The organism is Nocardioides aquaticus, from assembly GCF_018459925.1.
GTDB lineage: Bacteria > Actinomycetota > Actinomycetes > Propionibacteriales > Nocardioidaceae > Nocardioides > Nocardioides aquaticus.
On sequence record NZ_CP075371.1, the window covers coordinates 1,420,054 to 1,435,644 of the forward strand.

The window sequence follows — 15,591 nt, forward strand, 5'->3', positions numbered from 1 at the left end:
CCGGGTCGGTGCGTCACTCGATCAGGCGTACGGGGTCGCCCGCGATGTTGGCGTCCCACGTCGTGAAGTCCGTGACGTTGGAGCCGGAGAAGTTGGTCTCCACCTGGAACCAGCAGCCGCCCAGGGTGGCGGGGTTGCAGCTGTAGTCCTCCGGCAGCGGGATCACCATCTGCTGGATCTTGCCGTTGTGGGTGGAGGCCTTGACCGGGACCGTGCACTCACCGAGGTTGGTGTAGGCCGCGTCGCCGAGAGCCCCCCGGCACCCCGGCACCGAACCGCCCGGCCCGGACCTGATCGAGCCGGTGGCGTCCGGCGGCGCGATCACCCGGACGCTTCCGCCGGTGCCCGTGGACCCGTCGGCGGCGTCGAAGAAGTCGAAGGCGATGTACTGCCCACGGGCGGAGGGCAGCGCCCGGATCAGGTTGAACCGCGCCCGGCTCGAGGGCGCGTTCTGCAGCACCGGCATCCTGCTGTATCCCGCGACGGCGACGTCGTCGCGCAGGTCGGCGCGCGACGGCACGACGCGCAGCGCGAAGGAGTTCAGGCCGGTCGTCGTGCTGACGTTGCCGTCGCGGCTGCCCGCCGAGGCGTTGTCGCGCCACACGACCGGGTCGAAGCTGCGCCCCGACTCGTTGCTGTTCGTCACCGCCGTGCCGCCCGGGCTGCGGTTGGTCCGGACCTGGAGGTAGTAGTTCCCGGCCATGGTCGGGGTGAAGCTGCACAGCTCGACCCACTGGTGGAAGACGCGCGCGAGCTCGGGGTTGAACCCGGCGTAACGGGTCTTGCTGCCGGTGGGCTGTGTCCACTGCCGCAGCTCCTCGCTCGCGACCTGGGTGCGACGGCCCTCGAACTGCTGGGTGCAGCCGGAGACGACCTCGGACTTGAGCGGATCGCCGGTGGCGTTGGGCTGGCGGACCAGGAAGGTGGTGTCGAGGGGCTGTCCCACGGGGTCGGAGCTGGCGCGCGGGTTGTAGTCGCCGGAGCAGTAGATGCTGGTGGCGTCGGCGTAGCGGGCCGCGCCGGCGGTCGGGGTGTAGTCGCTCATCCGGTCCGCGACGTAGCGCTGGTCGATGTCGCCGCACGCGACGCCGGTCTCGACGTAGGCCGGGTCGTAGACCTGCACCGCCAGGCTCCTGCCCACGGCAGCGGGCTCGACCCGCAGGGCGAAGAAGTAGCCCTCGGGGCGGTACTCGGAGTTCCGGCCGGGCACGCAGTTCTCAGCGGTGGAGCACGGCATGGTGCCGTAGCGGTCGCCCTGCACCTTGTCCGTGCCGGGGCCCTCCACCGCGGCCCAGAACTGCGGGTTCGAGCTGCAGTTGGGGAAGGGCGCCGCAGGAAGCGCGGTCCCGCTGGGCTGGGCCGCGCCGGCCGTGCTCGGTGGCTCGTTGCCGAAGGTGTTACAGGGGCTTCCCATCGGGGCGGGCGCGGTGTAGTCGGCGAGTGCGGTGCGCGTGACCTGGGCCGTCGGGCTCCCGATCGCGGCGCCGAAGGTGTTGTCCACGGTGGTGGTGATGGTCACCCTCAGCTGGCTGGACACGTCACCCTCGTCCACCTCCACGGTCGTGCCGCCACCAGCGGCATAACCGTTGACCGCCGCGATCCGGCGGGCGGTGGTCGTCGCCTGGCCGAGGTTGCCAGGCATCCAGGTGACCGCCGAGAGCGCCGCGGCGTCGGCGGCCCGCTGCACCCGACCGGCCTCCCGGTAGAGCATCCCGATGTCGACGGCGATCGCGGCCATCCCGATCAGGACCGTCGGCAGCAGGACCGCGAACAGGATGGCGGCCACCCCTGCCTCGTCACGCCTCCGTGGCGGGCGCGTCACGGGTGGGTCCCGGCAGCACAGGTGAGCGCGGGCAAGGGCTCGAAGGTGAACACCGCGGAGTCGCTGACATCGAGGCCGGCGCCGAACAGACCCGTGATGAAGTCGTGCCGGGCGCGTAGGTAGATGCCGACCGTGTCGGGAGAGGAGTTCACACAGGCGTTGATGGTCGCCGAGGCCCAGGCGCCGTCGAGGTAGCGGAACTGGTCCCGGGCCGGGACCCACCGGAACCGCACGCAGTTCACCGTGCAGGTCCACTCGTCGTTGCCGGCCGCGCCGGGGAACCCCTGCGGGTTGGCCCGGAAGACCCAGAGCTCCTGGACCGAGTCCTCGGGCAGGGCGCTGCCCGAGGTCTGGACGGCGTTGGCCGCCATCTGAGCCAGCATCGGGGCGTTGGCGGGTGTGCACGGCGCGGTGCAGTCCCCACCCTCGTTGACGCCGGCAGGCCCGGCCCCGGCCAGGGCCGAGGCCACCCGGCCGCCTGCCCGGACGCTCGAGGTGACCGCGAGGGAGTCGCGCAGCAGCAGGGACATCTCGATGATGCCGAAGACCAGGAGCATCAGGATCGGGATGACCAGGGCGGCTTCGACGGCGACGGCCCCGCGCTCGCTCGCTGGTCGTCTGGTGCGCATCGCGTCCTTCGTCGTCGCCGGTCGGGGGGTCCCGGGTCCGCGCAAGTCTGGCGGAGGGGACAGTCGGGGTGGGCGAGAACTGCGGAACCAGGATGCCGAGAAGGCGCGACAGCAAGGGCGGTCCAGACCAGGCGCCGTCGGCAGGCGGGCGCGGCTCGGTCTGGTGACCGAGACCGAGATGCCGGCCGGGTGCATCATCTGCGCAGGTCAGAGCGGGTCCGGCAAGGGCTGGGCGAGGTCGCGGTGGCAGGACGACGGTTCCGGGGACGGAGGGCGGGACGACTCCTAGCCTCACGGGTGAGGTGACCCCCGCGCCTCGCCGTCCTCCCTCGAGGTGCCTCGATGTCCACTCCGCCTCCGCCGGCGCCCACGCGCACGCGCCGCCCCCGCGTACGCCGCGGTGACGACCGCGGTGCCGTCGCCGTCGAGTTCGCGCTGGTGATGCCCCTGCTGCTGGTGCTGCTCTTCGGCGTCATCGGCTACGGCTACATGCTCTCGTTCCGCCAGGGCATCAGCCAGGCCGCGGCGGAGGGGGCGCGTACCGCCGCGGTGCTGTCACCCTCCGACCCGGCCGTCGCCGGCAAGACCCGGGACGCCGTCAACGGGGCGCTGGGCAGCTACGGGGTCACCTGCGCCAGCAACGGGGCGCTGATGAAGGGCGCGAGTCCGGCGGGGACCTGCACGATCAGTGCCCGCAGGCCGTGCAGCAACGCCGCCACCTCCCAGTGCGTCGAGGTCTCGCTGGCCTACACCTACCGCGACGACCCGCTCCTGCCCTCGTTCCCCGGTCTCGGCGTCGTGCTGCCCGAGCAGTTGGCGTACTCGACCGAGGCGCAGGTGAACTGAGGTGTCCGGAGGTCCGCGGTCCCGGCGCGAGCGGGACGAGCGCGGGGCCGTGCTCGCGATCGTCGGCGCCGCCCTCACCGTAATCGTCCTGGTCGCCGCCTTCGCCGTCGACCTCGGGGTGCAACGGGTGGTGCGGCGTGACATGCAGGCGCTGGCCGACGTGGTCGCGCTCGACCTCGCCCGCGAGATCGACGGACGGACACGGGCGCAGCTGGCCGGGGAGGGGCAGCAGACGAGCCCGAGCAGCGCGCTGGCGCTGAGCCTGGCCCGCAACGACGACACGATCGGCGACGACCTGGCGGTGGCCGTGAGCTGGGGTGCCTGGGACGGGGAGACGTTCGACGTCACGGTCGACCCGCCGTCCGCGGTCCGGGTGGTCGCCTCGGCCACGACCGACTTCGCCTTCGCGCCGGGCGAGGGGGGTGCGACCCGCACCGCGTACGCCGAGGCCGACTCGACCGCGTGCTACCAGCTGGGCTCGTGGGCCGCGGCGGTCCGCTCGGGGACTCGAGCCTGCTCGGCCCGCTGAACGGTCTCCTCGGGCTGAACCTGGGCCTGCTCGGCTACCAAGGCATGGCCCAGGCCGACCTCCGCCTCGCCCAGCTCGCCGCCGAGCCCCGGATCGGCAGCGAGACCCGGCTGCTGAGCTCGCCGATCGCGTACGGCGACCTCGTGCAGGCCAGCATCGACGCGCTGCGCAAGGAGGACGACCCGACCAACGAGGCGGCGATCCAGGCGCTCGGGGTGCTGCTCGGGGCGTCGGCCGGCCTCCCCGCGGTCACCGTGGGCCAGGCGTTGAGCATCGCGGCGGGGGACTCGGCGGCCCTGGACACCGACCTCAACCTGCTCGACGTCCTGGCCGGGTCGCTGGCAGCGGCCAACGGCCGGCGCGCCCTGGAGATCCCGAACCTGCAGATGGGCGTGCCCGGGATCGGCAACGTCACGAGCACCTCCTTGGGGGTGCAGCAGGGTCTCAGCCTGGCCTGCGGCACGCCGGGCTCGATCGAGTCGCGGGCGACGTCGAGCCAGGTCGACGGGACGATGGACATCGACTTCGCCAACCTTCCCAGTGTCGGTCTGGACTTCGGCCTGGTGAAGGGGACCCTGCAGACCACCAAGGCGACCGGCTCGCTCACGCTGAACCTCGGCGGCGCCACCGGTCAGCTCGTCTCGCCGCCCCCGGTGACCTGCGGGGGTGGGACCAGCGCCGCGCCCGACACCTTCACCGTCCGGGTCGGCACGTCCCTGGCCTCGTACCGGCTGGTGTCGGACGTGAGGGTCCGGGGCAAGGTGTCGGTGGGCACGGGCTCGCTCAAGGTGGACGCCCTGGTCGACCTGACGGTGCGCCTGTCGATGGGAACGGGGAGCGGCCCGGCCGGTGCCGACGTCCCGCTGTCGATCCCACCGAACGACACCGTGCCGCGCCAGACCGGCGGCGCCGCGGCCCTGCTCGGCCCGGTCGTCCCGCAGGTCCTGACGAGCTCGGTCGACGTGAGCCTGCCGCTGGGCCTCGGGATCGGCCTGGGCGCGCTGAAGGCGGGCATCGTGGACGCGGTGGTCGCGGACCTCACCGCGGCGACGGGCGGGTTCACCGTCAAGACGCTGAACCCGCTCGCCGCCAACATCGACCAGTACCTCGTCGGGCCGGTGGCCCGGCTGCTGGGACTGCGGCTCGCCGGTGCCGACGTGTACGCCGTGAACGCCGTCTGCGCGAACCCGCGACTGACCGGCTGAGGCCTGTCCGACCGGCCACGAACCGTCCACAGAGCCGCCGTCCGGGGGCTCCTCCACAACCACGGCTCGTGACCCGGCGGGGCCGCCCCGCCACGGGCGAGCCTGTGCCGGAGGAGGCGTGATGACGACGACGGCAGCGAGCAAGCAGGCCCTGGGTGCCTACGGCGAGCAGGTGGCCCTGCGACACCTGGTGGAGCAGGGGATGGTCCTGCTGGACCGCAACTGGCGGTGCAGCGAGGGGGAGATCGACCTCGTCTTGAAGGACGGTCCGGCCCTGGTGGTGTGCGAGGTCAAGACCCGGTCGAGCCTGGTGTGCGGGTCGCCGCAGGAGGCGGTCGGGGTGGTCAAGCTGGAGCGCCTGGCCCGGCTGGCCGAGCGGTGGCGCGAGGAGCGCGGCGTGCACCCGCCCGAGGTCAGGGTCGACGTCGTGGCGGTGCTGCGCGGCCCGCGTGGCGCCGCGCAGGTCGAGCACGTCCGCGGCGTGGTCTGATGCCGTTCGCCACGGCCCGCACCGTCTCGCTGCACGGCGCGGTCGGCCACCTCATCGACGTCCAGGCCGACGTCTCGCCCGGCCTCGTGGGGACCACCCTGGTCGGCCGTCCGGACGCCTCGCTGAACGAGGCGCGGGACCGCTGCCGGATGGCGGTGATCAACTCCGAGCTCCCGTGGCCCTCGACCAAGCGGATCACCGTGCTGCTCTCGCCGGCCGACCTGCACAAGCGCGGCACCCACTTCGACCTCGCGATCGCCGTCTCGGTGCTGGCCGCCGACGACAAGCTCCCGCGTGCGGGGCTCGCGGCGACCGCGTTCATCGGGGAGCTGACGCTCGCCGGCCAGCTGCGCCCGGTCACCGGGGTCCTGCCGATGGTCCTGGCGGCCGCCGAGCGCGGGGTGCGTCGGGTCGTGGTCCCGGAGCCTCAGGCGCAGGAGGCGGCGATGGTGCCCGGGATGAGCGTGCTCGGCCTGCGCTCCCTGTCCCAGGTGGTCGCCGAGCTGCGGGGAGACCCCGTCCCCGAGGCGGCCCCGGTCGCCGCGATGTCGGGCTCACGGCTCCTGTCGTGGCGCGGCGAGGAGCGGATGGAGGCCCTCGACCTCGCCGACCTCCGCGGCATCGAGGACGCCAAGTACGCCGTGGAGGTCGCCGCCGCCGGTGGCCACCACCTGATGCTGTCCGGCCCCAAGGGGGCCGGCAAGACCAGCATCGCCGAACGGATCCCGTCGCTGCTGCCTCCGCTCAGCGCGGCGGAGTCGCTCGAGCTCACCGCGATCCACAGCCTGGCCGGCACCCTGGACCCGGCCACGGGCCTGATGGTCGACCCGCCGTACGCCGCCCCGCACCACGACGCCAGCAAGAGCGCCCTGATCGGGGGCGGGTCGGGGCAGGTCCGTCCCGGGGAGATCAGTCGCTGCCACGGCGGTGTCCTGTTCCTGTACGACATATCTTAACCCGTTTGTCTCCCGCCCTAGCGCCTTCAGTCGAAACGCCTACCCGTCTAGCGACAGCACCGCCCACCTCTTGGCAACGCGGCCCGAGCCCCGCCGGCGAAGGCGCGAGGGTTGGAGGCTCGTCACAACTTCACCTGCCCGGGGGCGCCGGCCGGGTCCAGGTGCCCTAGCGGACGACCGCGCGCACCTTCTTTGAAGCCGCTGTGGCGGTGTCGCTGCCGGAGTACTTGACGACGAAGGTCTGTGGGCCACGCCGACCCCGGTACGCGTAGGACATCGTCGCGGGCGTCGAGGTAATGCGGTACTTCGCCAGTTGCTTCGTGCCGCGGAGGATTCGCAGCGTGCCGCCTGGGTTCCGTACCCCTGGCGTCGTGACGCGGCTCTTGAGAATCACCTTGCCGACGCGCTCGCGAGCGGAAACTTGCAGTTCCGACTTTGCCGTTACCGCAACGGGTGCGGAGAAGGCGACACCGCTCTGGTGCCCGGGGAGGCGGGCAACCTCCCGGACGCTGATCTCCCGGCATCCCCGGTCGCCGACGCTCCACGTCGTACCGCCGTTGTAGGTGTAGACGCCGTCGCAGTACCAAGAGAACTCGCGCGACGTCGGTTTCTTGTTCCACTCGCCAGGCACCGCCTCGACCCAGCCCGACGGCGTGACACTCCCGGCGATCGTGGGAGGGGCGACGTTGACGAGTCGGTACTCAGGGAGGTATTCGAGTGCGACGTTCTTATTTGAACCGAAGGATCCGAAAGTGGTCACGGTGGTCGCTTCACTCTGCGTCGCCGCACCTGCATACCATTGTTCGACGATAGTCTCGCCGGTGAAGCGGACCTGAACATCTCCAAGGCTTATGTACCCGATGCCTGGAAGTATGTAGTACCCCGACGCGGAGGTCGTCCCGCGGGAAACGACGCGGGAGCCTTGAAAGGCAGTCACAGTTACGCCCTCAATGGCCACATCGCTCTGGTCCGTCACATAACCGCTAATCGCTTTTCCCCCTTGCAGGGCAACATCGACGCCGTAGCGCGCCTCATCCTTCGCTACCGTCAGGAACGTGGCGTCTTCCGGGAGGGCACCGCCCCCAAGGAATGCCCCTTCGTATGCCTCGCCGAAGTTGTTCCGCATGGGCTCGCTCTTGACTGTCACTGGCACGTTGGCGGGCACGGTGAGGGAATAGTCCTGTGTCTTGCCTGCCCTGCTCTCGCTGTTCGAGAGCGGCACCACCTGCCCGCGGTCAAGCGCGTAGGCTTGCGCCGAGCCATCTAGTGGAGCGTCGAAGGAATTGGTCACCTTTCCGAGCAATCGGCCGACTTCCGGATAACGGAGGTCAATTCCGGAAAGAGTCTGCTCGGCATCAACCTGAACTGCGGGACTAGTCTCCTCTGAGAACGCCTCGCCTGCCCAGATGTCGAACTTGCGTGTGTCGTTTAGGTCCGCCCGAACCTTCACGGGCTCTTCGGTATTGAGGCGGAGCGTGTACGAGCCGCGGGTGGTAGCCGCAGGGGCACCCTGGTAAGGCCCCTGAGCCGTCACGGTCGCCGAGAAAGTCGTTCCGTCCGCGTTCAGCATGCTGCCGGTGATCACGCCGCCTTGGCGGATTACGGCGGGGGCCGTGGCCGATTCACCGTCGCCGACTGTGACGATGGTGCCACTCGCTATGTCCTCGCCGCCCCCGTACCACTGGGTTATGAGTCCGGTACCGGTGAACTTCAGGCGGTAGTCGCCAGCGGGTAGGGAGCCAACGCTGTAGGTGCCGTCGCCAGCGGTGGAGGTCGAGGCAACCATCGTCCCGTCCGGGCGGGTGACCGCGACTGTTGTCGAGGGCGAGCCGGCGCCCGACGTTCGGGTCAGCGTGCCCGCGATCGTCGCTGAATCCGCTGCCACGGCGGCGGAGTTGGTAGCAACCACGGCGAACGCCGACAGGAACGCGAGCATGGTCGCGACCAGAAACAACCGTCCGGCGCCGAGAGTGAACTTGTTACGGCCAACTACGAACACTTTTGCCCCCCATGCCACCACCGCAGTTTGCAGTCGCGTGGCGGCAGGATAAGCGCTTTCTAGGGCAGCCGCGAAATCACGCTAGCGGCGCTCTTCAATTCTCGCCGCCGCGTCTGCGCCTCCCCCGAAGCGGGGTGACCGCGAGGCTGCCGGTATGTCGGTACTGCCCAGGTGGCGCAACCGAGGTAGTTCTGGCTGTGCCGCCAGATGCCCGGGGGCGCGGGCATCCGCCGAAGCCGGGGGATGATTGGGGGAGGGGGAGATCCGACGCTCCTACTGAGAAGGACAGACGTCGATGACCACACCCCCCACCGTCCGCGCGGCGCACGCCCGCCTGGCCGCAGTCCGCCGCTGGCGGCCCGGGGACGCCGAGGCCCTCGCGGCCGCCCGGCGCGACCTGGCCGTGGCCCGCGCGGCCACGCTGACCGCCGAGGCGACCGCCCTCCTTACAGGGGCCCTACGGTGAGGGCCGCCTGCTCGTTCTGCGGCGTGCCCGCCGACCTGGGCACCGCGCCCGCGGCCGGCCGTGCCCGCCTGGACCTGGACGCCGCCGTGTGCGCCGCGTGCATGACGCTCGACCCCGCCCGCCCCGGGGCCGCGCTCCGGGCCGCGGCCCGGCTGCTCGGGGCCGACGAGGACGACCCGCACCTCCGCGAGGCGCTGCTGGACGAGGACGGCGCGCTCGACGGCCTGCTCTACGGCGACCCGGGCGACCCGCTGTCCTCGGGGTACAGGGCGCCCCAGCGGGCGCCCTGGGGGCACGTCTCGCGCCAGACGCGGGCCGCCCTGGGGCGCGCCCGCGACCGCGCCCAGGGGCGGCGGGCGGCGGAGGCCGGCGGCGGGCCGGCGGGGGAGTCGCCCCCTCCGTCCGGGCCGCCGGCCTGCCTGGTGTGCGGAGTCGGCGCCTCGACCTCGTGGCGCCCGGTGACGACCGCCGCGCTGGCCCGCGGCCGGGGGACGCTGACCGGGCACCTGTGCGCGGGCTGCGCGGCGGTGCTCGAGGCCGTCGGCGCGGTCGGCCCGACGCTGGTCGAGCGGGCCTACTCGGAGTCCCGGGGGCAGCGCTGGACCGAGGCGACGCGGGTCCCCGGCCTGACCGCCTGGGCGGCCACGGACGCGCCGCCGGGCGAGCCGTGGGCGTGGGTCGCGCCGCGCCGCGAGGGCCCCGCCCCGGGGTCGGTGGAGGCGCAGGTGGCCGACCTCCGCGCCCAGGTCGCCGCGCTGGCCGAGGGGGCGGCCCGGTGAGCGCCCTGTGCGGGGACCCCGCATGCCTCGGCAGGGTCCAGGCGTTCCTGACCGTGCCCGACGACCGCGCGATCGGCGACCCGTGCGCGCGATGCCTGGAGGCGATGGGCCGCATGCTCGACGTCGCCCCGCCGCCGCGCACCCTGGCCGCGGTCTACGTCGCCGTCTCCGAGGCGCTGTGAGCGCCCCGGAGCCCGCCGACGCGCTCGCCCTGCTGTACGCGTTCCGGGTCGACACTGGCCCGGCCACCCGCGCCGTCCCGTGGGGGAACGTGGCGACCGAGCGCCAGGTCGAGGACGCCCGCGCCGTCATCATGGAGCCGGGGTCGTGGCACATGTGGCTCCGGCCGCGCGGGGGCTCGAAGACGCAGGACGCCTCCCTGGTCGCGCTGGCCTGCCTGCTGACCATCCAGCCGCCGAACAGCCGGTCGCTGGTGTACGCGGTGGACAAGGACCAGGCCGCGCTGATGATGGAGAAGCTGGGCCACCTGGCGAAGGCGCTGCCGGAGGACCTGAGGGTCACCGGCGACCGGGTGACCAACATCGCGACCCAGGCGTTCCTCACGGTCGAGACGTCGGACGCGCCGTCCGCGCTGGGGCACACGCCCTGGCTCGTGGTGGTCGACGAGTTCTGCGCGTGGCCGGACCGCCGCGGTCCGCGGCTGCTCTGGCAGGCGGTGGTGTCGTCGATGCCGAAGCGGCCCGACAGCCGGCTGTTGGTGATCAGCAGCGCGGGGGACCCGGGCAACTGGACCCACGACGTGGTGAGGTCCGCCCGCACGGGCACCGACTGGCGGTTCTCGTACATGCAGGGGCCGTGCCCGTGGTGGTCGGAGGTCGACGTCGCCCGGCAGCGCGGGGCGCTCAGCGACGCGGCGTACTCCTGGTACATCCTCAACGAGTTCGCGGCCGCCGAGAACGCGCTCGTGGGCGCCGACGACCTGACGGCGTCGGTCGCCCGCGGGGTGAAGTCGCGGCCGTACGACCCGGCCCACCGGTACGCGATCGGGGTGGACCTCGGCCGCAAGGTCGACGCCTCCGTGGTGGCCGTGGCGCACCGCGAGGGCGACGCCGTCGTGGTGGACCACGTCGAGAGGTGGCTGCCGACCAGGCTCAGCCCGGTGCGGCTGGAGACGGTCGAGGCCGCGATCCGCAGGCTGCAGGCGGAGTACGGCCACGCGCACGTGCGGATGGACCCCGCGAAGGGGGAGATGCTGTCCCAGCGGCTGGGGGAGGACGGCCTCGCAGTGGAGGAGTACGTGTTCAGCGAGGCGTCGGTGGACCGGCTCGCGGCCCTGGTGTCGCGCCTGTTCGGGGAGCGGCGGATCACCGTGCCGGACCTGCCCGCGCTGGTGGAGGAGTTGGGCACGGTGGTGCTGCGGACGACCCCTGGCGGCCGCTCCCGGATCGACCACCACAGCGGCAAGCACGACGACCAGGTGGTCGCGATCGCCCTCGCGGCGCACTGGCTGATGGCCCAGGTGTCGTTCGGCACGGGCTTCGTCTCGAACGCCCGGGAGATGGTGCGCGGGCCGCGCCCGCGCCGCGACCGGACGGCCGTCCCGGCGCGCGCCGGCGTGGCGGCGGGCGGCCGCGAGGCCGCCGCGGCGGACCGGCTCGCGCGGATGGTGCGCCGGCGGTAGGGCCGGTGGGTGGGCCACCCGGGCCCCAGGTGGCCCGAGGTGGCCCGCTGCCGACCCCGGGGCGCCGCCGGGTGCCCGGGTGTCGCCCGGCCGGCGGGAGACGCAGGGTCGGCGGCCCCGCGGGGTCGAGGATCGCGACAAATCTCAGTGGGCGGCGAGGCCGCGTCGGTGCAGGTCAGGCCCCCGAACGCTCTAGCAGTCAGGACGTCGGGGCGCCCCCGCGCCGGTCCCGATGCATCACGAAGGCACGAACATTGACGTAGGTCGCTCTCCTCCACCGGGGGCGGCCGGCGGGCGCCCTGATGCGAAGGGGCTGCGAGCACCACACCGCACGCGAGCACAGGAAGAGCAACCGGGCCTACGGACGCCCGGCTGGGGCCGCCGGCCCCCTTGGAACCAGGTCAAACCGCAGGTGGAGAGCGGGGCAGCCCCTGGGCCCCTTGGAACGTAGGACGAGTTCCAGAGGAGCAACAAGTGGCAAGCAAGAACCCGACCGTGAGCCGGGCGGTCATCGACTACGCCAACGCCTGCAAGAAGCCCGCCGAGCGGGCCACCCTCGTCGCCGCAAGGGCCAACCTCGCCGCGGCGCGGATCGAGGACTTCGTCGAGAGGACGCTGCGCGACGCGCCGCCGCTCTCGGACGACCAGCGCGCCCGGCTCGCCCGGCTGCTGGCCGACGGGGGCGACCGGTGAGCACCTGCTGCCCGGGCGCCCCGATGCTGGCGCCCGGCGAGCGCTGGGTGTGCGGCCGCCACGCCACCGAGGACGACCGCGCGCTGGTCGAGGACCTGGACCGGCGCGGGCCCAGCGTCGGGCTGGCGCCGTCGCCCCGGCGCCGCCGCGGTGAGTGGGCGCAGGCCCTGGACTGGCCCTACGACGGCCCCCGCCGCTACCTCGGGGTGCGGCGGGACATGGTCGCCTGGGCCGAGGCCCGCGGCCTCCGACTGTGGGACGGGTGCTGGTGCCTGTGCTGGGTGCGCGACGGGGTGTGCCGCGAGGACCACGGCGGCTGCCGGCCGGCCTGGCTCGACCACGTGACGTGCTGGACCGGCGCGGACGGGCTGCGACTCCTCGTCGCGCACCCGTACGTGCCATTCTCGGCCACCGCCGGCCTCCACGGCCTGGGCGTGGCGGTGGCCCGCCAGGGCTGGCACCCAGGCGCCCTGCAGGTCGAGATCTCCAGCGGGGTGTCGACGTGAGCGCCCGGCGGCGGCGCCTGCGCTGGTTCCGGCGCTGGGAGCGCCTGGGCTACACCGCCGAGTACGGGGCCAGCGGGCACTACAAGGTGCGCGCCCACGACGGGTCCTACGTCGCGACGATCAGCGGCTCACCGACGAACCCCGAGGCCCCGCGCTTCGAGGTCGAGCGGCTCCTGCGGCGCCACGCCGCGAACGACACGCGCCGGGCGCGCGACGAGAGGACGAGCGACGATGACTGACCCGACGGACGAGCAGGCCGCGGGGCTGGCCCACGCCCGCCACCTGGCCGAGCACGGCGTGCCGGTGTTCCTCGCGAAGAGGGCCGCGGGGTTCCCGCTCAGCGGCGCGAACGACTGCGGCGGGTACACGCTGCCTCGTGCCTGGCACCGCACCGTGGCCGGACCCGGCCGTCCTGGACCGCTGGGAGCCAGGCATGGCGGTCTGCGCCGTCATGGGCCACCTGGTGGACGGGCTCGACGTGGACGCGCACAAGGGCGGCGACCTCTCGGCGCTGGGCACCCCGCCCACCCCCTACGGCCGGCAGCGCACGCCCTCCGGCGGCACCCACGACCTCGTGGCGAGCCTGGGCGTGCCCTCGCGCGACGGGGTGCTGCCCGGGGTGGACGTGAAGGCCGGGGTCGACGGCGGCGGCCACGGGTTCCTCTTCCTCGCGCCGACCGAGAAGCTGAGCAAGGCCACCGGCGAGGTGGTGGCCTACAGGTGGGAGGTGGCGCCCTACCTCGCGGACCTGGCCGTCCTCGGCGGCGACGACACAGGGGCGGCCCTGGCGGCCCTGGTGCGGGCGCCCCGCGCCCGGGCCGACGCCGGCGCGCTGGAGGCTTACGACGGCCCGGACTACGCCGACCTGACCCGGGAGCAGCGCGCCGCCGCCGACCGACACGTCGAGGCGACGCTCTTCGACTGGGGCGTGCGGCTCGCCGGGGCGGCCGAGTGGCCCGACGGCGAGCGCGACGCCCAGGGGCGCGGGTGGGAGGGACTGGCCCGTGACTGGGCCTGGACCGTGGCCAAGTTGGCCGCGGCGCCCTGGACCGCCCTGGACGAGGACGACGCCGAGGCGGAGCACGACGAGCGCCTGCCCGGCGTGATCGCCGCCGACCCGAAGTGCCGGGGCAAGTGGCGCGACGGGATCGTGGACAAGGCGGCCGCGGACGGCGTCCCCTCCCCGCCCTGGCTCGACCCCGTCTTCGACGCCACCCCGGTCCTGCGCCACGTGCGGCAGGCGGCGCACTCGCGCATGCTCGGCTCCCGCGGGCTGCTGGTCTGCACCCTGGTGCGGCTCGCCGCGGAGGTCCCGCTCGGCACCGCCCTGCCGCCCGTGGTCGGCTCCCGCGCGGCGCTGAACATCGGCGCCGCGCTCGTCGGCGGGTCCGGGGGCGGCAAGACGGCGATGTTCGACGTCTCCCGGGAACTCCTCGGCCTGGCGGGCGAGGGCCAGCGGCGCATCGAGCGCGTCCCGGGGTCCGGCGAGGGGCTGATCGAGACCTACCTGGAGGGCAGGGCGCAGGACGACGGCGCGGGCGGGAAGACGCGGCCCGTCGTTGCCGACCCCCGGCGGCTGTTCTACGTCGACGAGATCGGGCAGTTGGGCGCGACGAAGGACGGCCGGTCCGGGGCCACGCTCGGGCCCGTCCTGCGGTCCCTCCTCACCGGCGGGATGCTCGGCACGGAGAACGCGGACGCCGCCCGGCGGCGCCACGTCCCGGCCGGGGCCTACCGCGCCGCGCTGGTCGCGGGCGTCCAGCCGGTCGCCAGCGAGGTGCTGCTCAGCGCCTACGACGTCGGCGCCGGCACCCCGCAGCGGTTCGTCTGGGCGCTCACGGTGGACCCGACAATCCCGGACGAGGACGTCGACTGGCCAGGGCCGCTGGACTGGCGGCCGCCGGCCGCGTGGCCGGCCGAGGTCGAGTACCCGGAGCACCTGCGGGCGGAGATCCGGCGGCAGGCGCGCGCCGCGGCCCGTGGGGAGGACGCGGCCGAGGGCCGGGTCGACGGGCACGCCCGGCTGACCCGGCTGAAGGTCGCCGCGCTGCTCGCGGTGCTGCACGGCGAGGCGGCGATCACCGACCGGTGGTGGCGGCTGGCGGGGGTGGTCGCGGGGGAGTGGACCGAGGAGGCGATCGCCGCGTGCCGGGCGTCGCTCTCGTCGTCCAGGGAGCGCCAGGCGGCCGCCGAGGGGCGGATGCGCGGGCACACGCGGGTCGCGGAGGAGGACTTCGTCGCCGAGGACCGCCAGCGGCGCGACGCCGTGGCCGTCAAGGTCCTGAGCCGGGTCGCGGAGGCCGGCGAGGACGGGCTGTCCTGGGCGGACCTACGCCGCGACCTGCGGCGCTCCCGCGACCTGGTCGAGCGGCTCGTCGGGACCCCAGAGGACCCCGGCCCGCTCGTCGCGGGCGGCCAGGTGCGGCTCGCCGAGGTCACCGTCCGCGGGAAGCCGGCGACCCGGCTCTACCCCGGGGAGGGGGCGTGAGCCGGTTGGAGGGGGACAGGTGGGACGTCCCCCTCCAGCCGCGCTCTCGCGCGCGCAAAATAAATCCAGGGTCTCTCTCTTTTCTTTACGTTTCGTGCTCGCGGGCAGGGGCGGCCGCCGGGGCCGGCCGGCGCGCGCGTGCGACTGGGGGTGGACGTCCCCGCCCAGACGTCCCCCGCCAGCGGGCCCCCCGGCGGGCCCCGTGAGTGCCGACCTCGACCGCCTCCTCGCCGCCCTGGGCGCGCCCGCCGCCGCACCCGCCCGGCGCACGCCGGCGCCCGCCGCCGACGCGCCGCCACGGCCCCGCGGACGCCCGCCCGCGCTCACGCCGGCGGAGGTCCGGTCGCTGCGGCGGCGACGGTCACGGCCGCTGGCCGAGCGGCCCAGGCTGGACCAGTTGGCGGCCGAGTTCCGTGTCAGCGTGGTCACCGTCCGACGGGCCCTGCGCGCCCTGCCCCCGTACGACTTCGGCGACCCCGCGCCGCCCGGCGGCGGGCCCCACCGCGACCGAGGGAGCGGGCGGTTCCTGGGCGCCTAGGGG

General features: G+C 73.9%; 16 protein-coding genes. 13 read left to right on the top strand and 3 right to left on the bottom strand.

Annotated features, from left to right (window positions below; genetic code table 11):
* Nucleotides 1-13: 13 nt before the first annotated feature.
* Together ENKNEFLB_RS06890 and ENKNEFLB_RS06895 are read right to left on the bottom strand one after the other, a co-directional pair.
* Nucleotides 14-1,786 (bottom strand): pilus assembly protein TadG-related protein, encoded by a 1,773-nt coding sequence (locus tag ENKNEFLB_RS06890; protein WP_214058509.1) that lies wholly within the window; start codon nt 1,784-1,786, stop codon nt 14-16.
* 32 nt (nt 1,787-1,818) lie between these two features.
* Entirely contained in the window at nt 1,819-2,451 is a 633-nt protein-coding gene (locus ENKNEFLB_RS06895) for a TadE/TadG family type IV pilus assembly protein (RefSeq protein WP_214058510.1), read from the bottom strand.
* A gap of 342 nt (nt 2,452-2,793) precedes the next feature.
* On the opposite strand from ENKNEFLB_RS06895, the gene ENKNEFLB_RS06900 reads away from it, so the two are divergent.
* From ENKNEFLB_RS06900 to ENKNEFLB_RS06920, 5 genes are all read left to right on the top strand, one after another.
* Entirely contained in the window at nt 2,794-3,297 is a 504-nt protein-coding gene (locus tag ENKNEFLB_RS06900; RefSeq protein ID WP_214058511.1) for a TadE/TadG family type IV pilus assembly protein, read from the top strand.
* 1 nt (nt 3,298) lies between these two features.
* The gene (locus ENKNEFLB_RS06905) at nt 3,299-3,826 is read left to right on the top strand and encodes a Tad domain-containing protein (RefSeq protein ID WP_214058512.1); all 528 of its coding nucleotides are present in this window, start codon (nt 3,299-3,301) and stop codon (nt 3,824-3,826) included.
* Complete coding sequence (locus tag ENKNEFLB_RS06910) at nt 3,778-5,031, top strand: Tad domain-containing protein (protein ID WP_214058513.1); 1,254 nt, start codon at nt 3,778-3,780, stop codon at nt 5,029-5,031. Before ENKNEFLB_RS06905 ends, ENKNEFLB_RS06910 begins: the two co-directional genes overlap by 49 nt.
* A 121-nt stretch (nt 5,032-5,152) precedes the next feature.
* Complete coding sequence (locus ENKNEFLB_RS06915; protein WP_214058514.1) at nt 5,153-5,521, top strand: YraN family protein; 369 nt, start codon at nt 5,153-5,155, stop codon at nt 5,519-5,521.
* Nucleotides 5,521-6,477, top strand: a complete 957-nt coding sequence (locus ENKNEFLB_RS06920) for a YifB family Mg chelatase-like AAA ATPase (protein WP_214058515.1) — start codon at nt 5,521-5,523, stop codon at nt 6,475-6,477. Before ENKNEFLB_RS06915 ends, ENKNEFLB_RS06920 begins: the two co-directional genes overlap by 1 nt.
* A gap of 166 nt (nt 6,478-6,643) precedes the next feature.
* Here the strand turns inward: ENKNEFLB_RS06920 and ENKNEFLB_RS06925 are convergent, their stop codons facing one another.
* The gene (locus ENKNEFLB_RS06925) at nt 6,644-8,413 is read right to left on the bottom strand and encodes a carboxypeptidase-like regulatory domain-containing protein (RefSeq protein ID WP_214058516.1); all 1,770 of its coding nucleotides are present in this window, start codon (nt 8,411-8,413) and stop codon (nt 6,644-6,646) included.
* Nucleotides 8,414-8,938: 525 nt separating this feature from the next.
* Here ENKNEFLB_RS06925 and ENKNEFLB_RS06930 point away from each other — a divergent pair.
* The 8 genes from ENKNEFLB_RS06930 (at nt 8,939) to ENKNEFLB_RS06965 (ending at nt 15,588) form a co-directional block, all read left to right on the top strand.
* Complete coding sequence (locus tag ENKNEFLB_RS06930) at nt 8,939-9,721, top strand: hypothetical protein (RefSeq protein ID WP_214058517.1); 783 nt, start codon at nt 8,939-8,941, stop codon at nt 9,719-9,721.
* Nucleotides 9,718-9,903, top strand: a complete 186-nt coding sequence (locus ENKNEFLB_RS06935) for a hypothetical protein (protein ID WP_214058518.1) — start codon at nt 9,718-9,720, stop codon at nt 9,901-9,903. The genes ENKNEFLB_RS06930 and ENKNEFLB_RS06935 overlap by 4 nt, the downstream gene beginning before the upstream one ends.
* Nucleotides 9,900-11,363, top strand: a complete 1,464-nt coding sequence (locus ENKNEFLB_RS06940) for a terminase large subunit domain-containing protein (RefSeq protein ID WP_214058519.1) — start codon at nt 9,900-9,902, stop codon at nt 11,361-11,363. Before ENKNEFLB_RS06935 ends, ENKNEFLB_RS06940 begins: the two co-directional genes overlap by 4 nt.
* A 474-nt stretch (nt 11,364-11,837) precedes the next feature.
* Complete coding sequence (locus ENKNEFLB_RS06945) at nt 11,838-12,056, top strand: hypothetical protein (protein WP_214058520.1); 219 nt, start codon at nt 11,838-11,840, stop codon at nt 12,054-12,056.
* On the top strand, nt 12,053-12,562 hold the full coding sequence (locus ENKNEFLB_RS06950; RefSeq protein ID WP_214058521.1) for a hypothetical protein: 510 nt from the start codon (nt 12,053-12,055) through the stop codon (nt 12,560-12,562). Before ENKNEFLB_RS06945 ends, ENKNEFLB_RS06950 begins: the two co-directional genes overlap by 4 nt.
* Entirely contained in the window at nt 12,559-12,801 is a 243-nt protein-coding gene (locus tag ENKNEFLB_RS06955; RefSeq protein WP_214058522.1) for a hypothetical protein, read from the top strand. Before ENKNEFLB_RS06950 ends, ENKNEFLB_RS06955 begins: the two co-directional genes overlap by 4 nt.
* A gap of 137 nt (nt 12,802-12,938) precedes the next feature.
* Nucleotides 12,939-15,050, top strand: coding sequence for a hypothetical protein (locus tag ENKNEFLB_RS06960; RefSeq protein ID WP_214058523.1), 2,112 nt, complete (start codon nt 12,939-12,941; stop codon nt 15,048-15,050).
* 202 nt (nt 15,051-15,252) lie between these two features.
* The gene (locus ENKNEFLB_RS06965; protein ID WP_214058524.1) at nt 15,253-15,588 is read left to right on the top strand and encodes a GntR family transcriptional regulator; all 336 of its coding nucleotides are present in this window, start codon (nt 15,253-15,255) and stop codon (nt 15,586-15,588) included.
* Nucleotides 15,589-15,591 lie beyond the last annotated feature (3 nt).